General features: G+C 36.2%; 6 protein-coding genes. 3 read left to right on the top strand and 3 right to left on the bottom strand.

Annotation, left to right across the window (positions count from 1 at the left end; genetic code table 11):
• Positions 1–154: 154 nt before the first annotated feature.
• Positions 155–2,218: a DUF3352 domain-containing protein gene (locus CK510_RS24430; RefSeq protein ID WP_095724151.1), complete on the top strand. Its 2,064-nt coding sequence runs from the start codon at positions 155–157 to the stop codon at positions 2,216–2,218.
• Positions 2,219–2,330: 112 nt separating this feature from the next.
• On the opposite strand, the gene CK510_RS24425 is transcribed toward CK510_RS24430, so the two are convergent.
• Positions 2,331–3,614, bottom strand: coding sequence for a GGDEF domain-containing response regulator (locus tag CK510_RS24425; RefSeq protein WP_095724150.1), 1,284 nt, complete (start codon positions 3,612–3,614; stop codon positions 2,331–2,333).
• Positions 3,615–4,217: 603 nt separating this feature from the next.
• Positions 4,218–4,580, bottom strand: a complete 363-nt coding sequence (gene folB / locus CK510_RS24420; RefSeq protein WP_095724149.1) for a dihydroneopterin aldolase — start codon at positions 4,578–4,580, stop codon at positions 4,218–4,220.
• Positions 4,581–4,844: 264 nt separating this feature from the next.
• Between folB and CK510_RS24415 the strand changes: the two genes are divergently transcribed.
• A complete protein-coding gene (locus CK510_RS24415; protein ID WP_095724148.1) occupies positions 4,845–5,228 on the top strand; it encodes a DUF4346 domain-containing protein in 384 nt (127 codons plus the stop codon).
• A 91-nt stretch (positions 5,229–5,319) separates the two neighbouring features.
• Here the strand turns inward: CK510_RS24415 and psb32 are convergent, their stop codons facing one another.
• The gene (gene psb32 / locus CK510_RS24410; RefSeq protein WP_095724147.1) at positions 5,320–6,048 is read right to left on the bottom strand and encodes a photosystem II repair protein Psb32; all 729 of its coding nucleotides are present in this window, start codon (positions 6,046–6,048) and stop codon (positions 5,320–5,322) included.
• A 165-nt stretch (positions 6,049–6,213) separates the two neighbouring features.
• Between psb32 and CK510_RS32980 the strand changes: the two genes are divergently transcribed.
• Positions 6,214–6,395 (top strand): hypothetical protein (locus tag CK510_RS32980; RefSeq protein ID WP_211293290.1); only part of this gene is annotated, 182 nt, incomplete at its 3' end.

Genomic DNA, 6,395 nt, shown 5'->3' with positions numbered 1-6,395 from the left:
TAGTAAATCTACTGATTTATCATTCTTACATTCTTAATTAAATTTTCATCTATTTTAAACATTCTATCAGTAGAATCTACATAAGCGAATCTACTGGGTTGATTTTGTGCTTTTTTGTGTTAGTAACAAAATACATTAACTAAAGGTATATAGTATGAGGATATTTATCAAAGCTGGAATCACAACTGCTATTGGTTTGTTAATCTGTACATCAGCAGCAAAAGCAGAAGAGTTAAAAGTAGCGAATCAATCTCAAGCAAGTTCTGTGAAACTTGCAAGCAAAAATTCTAGAGATAAGTCAATAGCGAAAAGTTCTCAAACCCTAGCTTTGAACGATGCAATTATTTTTCTAGACAAAAAATTGAATCTGGTAGCAAATAATCCTAAAAATACATTACAGGATAGATTACGACAATCAAACCAACAGCAAACTAATCCCATCACTTCTGGTTCTGTAAAGGATATTAGCAGTCTTTTCCCTGCGGATGCAGCTTTAGTTGCGTTCATCAACATTAAACCCGAAAATTGGGAAAATTTGACTCGCTTTCATTTATTCCACATGGCAAAGCAAACATTCTTAAAATTTATGCCCAAGGAGGCAAATTTTAATTATGCCAGAGACATACAATCCTGGTTAGGTGATGAAGTTGGAGTTGTATTTATGCCTAAAGTTGGTAATAATCCCGTCACAATGGAATCTACTTTTGTGATGGTATTTCCGGTTACCAACGATATGCGGGTACAGTCATTTTTAGATGAAGTTACAAAAGATAAGGAAAAAGTCAAAATTAGAGAATATCAAGGTGTAAAAATCTTTGAAGTTAAAACTAATACATCGGAAATACCAGTAACTAAACCACTTCCCGCACCAAAAGCAGCAAAACCAGTAACTCAACCCTTCCCAGAAGCATTAGAAAAACTCAAAAGTAGAAGAGAGAATAATCTCGCGATCGCAACTTTTCCAGGTTATGTTGTCTTAGGATTGGATAGTAAACCTCTGGAACAATTAATCGATACTAAAAATGGTAGTAGAGCGAATATTAGTGCAAATCCAGAGCTACAACTATTAACCCAGCAACATCAAGCACCTGGTGTATTATTTTCCATGTATCAAAATCCAGTTGCTTACATAGCTTTATTTAAAGATTTAATTAAAGATATAGCAAAAGATTTACCTCCAGAATCAAGTGGAATTTTATCATCATCGTTCTTGAACTTTGAAAATATTAACTTAGAACAATTAAAAGCATATAAAAGTATTAATAGTTCTCTGCGATCGCAACCGGAAGGAATGCGCTTCCAAGTTCAAACTTATTTAGCTAAGTTGACACCAGAAGAAAAGCTCAAATCAGCAAATAAGTCAAGTAAAAATAAGCGAGAAGAAGCAATTATAGCGAGAATGCCTGCTGCCACATACTCAGCAATCACAGGTAGTAATATTAACTTGTATTGGCAAGCGTTATCCCGTGGTTTGGAAACCATACCGGAAGTCAAAAAAGGGTTGACAGGTTTCCGTGAGTTTGTCAAAACCACCACTAGTTTAGATTTTGACAAAGACTTTATTGGTTGGATGGATAAGGAATATGGCTTTTTCACCTTTCCAACCAAGGGAGGATTATTTAAGTTCTTTAGTCCAAATGCGAATTTCGGTATCGGTTTCATTATCAAAACCAGTAATCGTAGTGCTGCTGAAAATACTTTGACTAAATTAGAGCAATTAATTAAATCAGTTAGCAAAGGGGAAGTGATAGTAAATAATACTAATATGAAAGGTCAAAATGTCACCAGTTGGGATGTGAAAGCAGGTGATTTTAGTTATATGAAAGGTCAAAATATCACCAGTTTGGGTGTAAAAGCAGATAATTTTAGTCCCTTTGCTTACAGTTGGATCGAACAAGATACCCTACTTGTAACCACTGGATTTGGTGCAATATCCGATTTAGTACCCAAACCTTACGTACAACTATCTGATACCTATAATTTCACCACGGCAACTAATTCCCTTCCCTATCCCAATAAAGGATATTTCTATGTAAATATGGGTTCTTCCCTATCCTTGATCTATAGTTTTATCCCCCAGGTATATCAGCAAAATGAATTTGTAAAAGTTTTTAAAGAGGCAATAGGTTCAATTTATAGTATTTCAGCCACCACATCCCAAACCGAAGAGACACAGCAAGCAGATATGTTGATGGTTTTAGCACCAACCAGGAAATAAAATATCCTAACCATACACTTATCAACTGTATCATTTATAAGGGCGGGAAAACCCCGCTCCTACAATTTGGGATAATTTTTTTTGGTATTCCCTAATAATTAACCATTAACAATTAACTAAACACAGTAAAATTAGCTTTACCTTGCTGCTTGGCACGATACATTGCCACATCAGCATCACGGAGCATATTTGCTGGTTCATTGTGACGATTTGAGCTTAAGGTGATACCTATGCTTGCAGTGATCGTAAATTCTTGCCCGTTTAAACTGAAGGGTACTCTTAATGTATTTTGAATACGCTGTGCGATATTAGTAGCTTCCCTAACATCTTTAATATCTTCTAATAATACAGCGAACTCATCACCACCAAATCTTGCCACTGTATCACCACTTCGTAAACAAGAACTTAACCTTGGAGCGATCGCAACTAGTAAATCATCCCCCATTCCGTGACCAAAACGGTCATTTATGCTTTTAAATCCATCTAAATCTAAAAATAACACTGCAAAATGAAAATTATTCCGACGTTTGGCATGTTCAAAAGCTTGCCTGAGTCGATCTAAGAATAAAACTCGATTTGGTAGGGATGTTAAAGCATCATAAAAGGCATTGCGTAACAACCTTGCTTCCTGAACCTTGCGCTCGGAAATATCTTGGAAAGTAAACACCATCCCAGTAATATCACCATTGCGATCGCGAATTGGTGCAACGTTATCACCAATCGAAATTTCATTACCAGCTTTAGTAATCAAAGTACAATTATCCGGTAAAGTCAAAACCTTACCTTTTTTCACCACTTGCTTAACTATATAATCAATCTCTTCCCCTGTATCTTTATCAATCAAACACAATGTTTGAGTTATTTCTTTGCCAAAAAGTTCTGACTGTTTCCAACCAGTTAGTTTCTCAGCAACAGGGTTCATCATCTGCATACAACCGCTTGTATCAGTGACAATAACTGCACTTCCCATACTGTTAATAACTGTCAGCAAATGTTGCTGTTCTAAACTAAATTTTTTCTCAATCTTATTTTTATATAAAGCCATTTCCACAGCAATCTTTAAATCCTTTTCAGCAAATGGTTTGAGAATGTAACTAAATGGCTCATGCAAATTATTTTCATGTGAATTATTCTGTGCTGTATACTCGATTAAATAGACTACAGGCACATGAAAATTATTCCGGATAATATCACCTGCTTGCACAGCATCAATATTTCCTGTCAAGCAGATATTCATCAACACCAAATTGGGATGGGTTTCTGCTACCTTTTTAATTGCTGCTTCACCTGAGTCAGTAATTTCCGGAACCCTATACCCTAACTTTTCTAAACTATTCCTAATATCAACAGCGAGGACGTTTTCATCCTCAACAACTAGGATTTTTGGGCAGTCCATGCTAAAGCCACCTATTTATTAAGGCTCGGATGTTCCTATCTAAGATGAACCCAATCTCAAGGATTCCAATTCTATCATAAATTCTTTGATCTTAAAGAGTTCAAAGTGCGATGTCATTGATTGGTTATAAAGTTCACTTTCTACTATTCTAAACAATCTTAATTGAACTTAATTGAATTTAACTGTGTATTTTGCAACCCTGATTACTACTATATTTTCGTCTAATTTTAGCCATTGTCAATACTTAGTCAATATTTAGTCAATGCTTATTTGCACTGTTAGTATAAAAAATATCATTCCCTCATATAAAAACAAATTAATCAAACATGAAATATCGAGTAAATAATAATTAAAAATGCATATAGAGCATGTTTGTGGGGTACAAAACACTACTGAAAATTGGAAGTATTAAATATTAGTTAAATTAAGTAAGCACAAGTTTTTGACAACAAAATATACTTGTAAATGCGAATAGTTATTCACGCAAATTTTGCCACGGGGATTCTCCCCAGTGGCAAAGTTCACCCCTACGAGGATTATTCAGACCATTTAGGCATCAATATGGAATATTAAGACGAATGGCATTTTATAATTACGACATATTTACGATCGCGTGCGGATGATTTCAAGGCTAATTTTGCCACCAAAATCGGGAATAGGGGCAGCAGGTTTAGTCAGAATCACCTGAACTTGAGTCAAGCGATCGCATTCAGCCAAAATCGAATCTGCGATCGTCACAATCAGTTTTTCAATCAGGGCAAACTTAGATGTGATCAGTAGATGCTTGACCAAGCTGATAATGCTACGGTAATCCAAAGTATCCTCAATCCCATCAGTTTTGGCAGCAGTTGACACATCCAGCCACAACTTGACATCAACCTCAAACCATTGCCCTAAAGCCTGTTCCTCAGGTAAATAGCCAGTATAACCATAAGCACGAATACCAGTTACATTAATGCAATCCATAACTTAAAAAAGAGAAAACTTGCATCTTGGATTGTATCGGCAATGGGGAATATGGAGTAGGAAGAAAGGGAAGACTACGGATAAATACGGTACTGAAATTCTGTAGAGACGGGATATATTGCGTTTTTAGAGAATTTTAGAGCTATGACTTCAATTTTTAGTAATAAACATTTGGCACAAGTAACACTTATCAGTCATCCTTAAAAAAGGAATAAAATCTAAAATTTACTTCCCAACCAATAATTTGTTCCCAAGGAGAGTTTAATGGGATTTACTGTCGAGAATCTGGCGGCTATCGATGATAAACTTTCACAACGTCACATCGATCTCGATCCAGCAGGTTACTTTATTATTTATTTGGACAGAGAAGCCAAGTTAATTTGTGCCAAGCATTTTACAAATGCGATCGACGATCGCGGTTTAGCTGTCAATCCAGAAACTGGTAAAGTGATTCCCGCACGTGGAAAAGTCGAACGTACTTACACGACTATTTATAGTGGGAGAACCGCTAAAGAGTTGTGTGTGAATATTTTTGAAGAAACAAAACCCTGTCCGTTAACAATGTTCGATCATGCAGCATATCTTGGTAGAGAATTTATGCGTGCCGAAATTGCTTTAGTGACAGGGCAAGAGTATGTACAAGATTAAAATGAATTAGGAGTTATGAATTAGGAGTTATGAATTATGAATAAAGCTCCTAACTTTAAACTTCTAACTCCTAACTTTAAACTTTAAATTTCTAACTATCAGAAGAAGAAGGTTGGTTGACTTGGTATATGTAGTATGTAGCCATTGGGATAACAGTGGCAGCGATTAATAAACCGACAACCCAAGCTGTGGAATTACCTCTTTGCTTTTCGGTATCCTCAGCTTTAGTAAAAGTACTTTCGGGTTCCTTCTCGATAATTAGTGGTGGTCCTGGATCGGGTTGACCAGAGAGAACAGCTATAATGCGATCGCTTGCATCAATGAAAGCTTGATTGTATTTGTTACCATCCCGCAAAGGGGCTAAAAATGTTTCAAAGGCAACACTTTTCGCAATGTCGTCAGACATAGCCGATTTAACCTTGTCTCCAGTGACAATTGCAATGCCATTACTAACAGTATCAATCATTAAAATGGTTTGATTTACCTGCGCTTCCTTGCTAGGAAACCATTTTTCTAGCAATTTTTGCGTAAAAGTTTCTGGAGTCTCACCATAGTCGAGACGGTGAACTGTGACAAATCGAACTTCATTCCCAGAGGTTTGTGCTAATTCTGCCAAAGTAGTACTGAGTTTAGTTTCAGTAGTGCGGCTAATAATATCACCCTCATCGACAACCCAGGAATCTGGTGTCAAATCAGGCATTTCCGAAACCCCCGTCGCTAAAGCGGGTAAGGGGAAGAGGGAAACCACCGTCAATGTAATAATAAGCGACAGAATAATTGCATGAAGCCAGCTTTTGACTTCGTTGAGGAGATGTTTCATCTGATATATCAACCAAAACACAGACTACCCAAAAATACTACAGAATCAAGCCTAAAGTCTCGCTTTTTGTCAAGTTGTATCTGTAAATTTAATTCAACAGCCAATTCAGCAGTAACAAAATGAGCCAATATCCTGTATTCTAACTAGTAGAAAAATCTATTTAAGGTGGCTTCTCCCAAGAATCTGCGATCGCACTTAAATTATATATCTCTTTCTTCCTTCTTCCCTTGGCGTTCTTGGCGTACTTGGCGGTTTATCTCCCTATCTATATTTTCACATTGGTGTTTAATTTATAATTTAATAAAAAGAAAAAGAGGATTTTTTACAACTCACAAATACTTCATACT

Source organism: Brunnivagina elsteri CCALA 953, assembly GCF_002289455.1.
Classification (GTDB): Bacteria; Cyanobacteriota; Cyanobacteriia; order Cyanobacteriales; family Nostocaceae; genus Brunnivagina; species Brunnivagina elsteri.
The sequence above is the reverse complement of the archived record's forward strand: the minus strand, read 5'-3'. Positions and strand labels throughout refer to the sequence as shown.

Bases quoted from the DNA above. Each gene is read 5' to 3' on its own strand.
- CK510_RS24430 (WP_095724151.1), top strand. From the start codon at position 155: ATGAGGATATTTATCAAAGCTGGAATCACAACTGCTATTGGTTTGTTA.
- CK510_RS24425 (WP_095724150.1), bottom strand. From the start codon at position 3,614: ATGGACTGCCCAAAAATCCTAGTTGTTGAGGATGAAAACGTCCTCGCT.
- folB (WP_095724149.1), bottom strand. From the start codon at position 4,580: ATGGATTGCATTAATGTAACTGGTATTCGTGCTTATGGTTATACTGGC.
- CK510_RS24415 (WP_095724148.1), top strand. From the start codon at position 4,845: ATGGGATTTACTGTCGAGAATCTGGCGGCTATCGATGATAAACTTTCA.
- psb32 (WP_095724147.1), bottom strand. From the start codon at position 6,048: ATGAAACATCTCCTCAACGAAGTCAAAAGCTGGCTTCATGCAATTATT.